1 protein-coding gene is annotated in these 489 nt (G+C 42.1%); it reads right to left on the bottom strand.

All coding sequences use genetic code 11. The annotated features are described in order from the left end of the window. Nucleotides 1-49: 49 nt before the first annotated feature. The coding region (locus J3495_RS19040; protein WP_210668565.1) for a hypothetical protein at nucleotides 50-489 on the bottom strand (440 nt) is incomplete at its 5' end.

Below are 489 nucleotides of genomic sequence, written 5' to 3' on the forward strand. Positions count from 1 at the left end.
AACATCGGGTCTGATCTCCTGCATTTGTAATCTGATCTTTTCCATTTTCTCACCGCTTAAAGATTATTATTTCTTCCAATTCATATAATGACCTGATAACTTCCAAATGCTGTTCCAGCAGTTCCCCTTCATGCAGGGCTATGACCGCTTCCCTTTGATCCAGTATCCTGCTCTGTATTAAGCTTGCACAGTCAATGACAGTCGGTGCGAGATATAGCTTTTTGGTAAGCGGATGAGGATATGCAGGATAAATTCCTTTCTGATTTAAATATTCTTCCTTTGGGCTGTCCAGATCAAAACGCAGTGCAAAATAATTTACAATGGTGTTTTCTTTGTCCAGTAAGGGGAATACAAGCCCGTAACGTCCAAAGACGGTATAGGCGGTCAGTGAATCATCCCGCACTCCTGCATCACTCTTGGTAATTACACCCAGCTCTTCAAACCTTTCTTTGGATTTCAAGGTTTTTCGGTGGTGGAACTGTCCTGAAT

The sequence above is a fragment of the Flavobacterium geliluteum genome (assembly GCF_017948595.1).
GTDB lineage: Bacteria > Bacteroidota > Bacteroidia > Flavobacteriales > Flavobacteriaceae > Flavobacterium > Flavobacterium flavipigmentatum.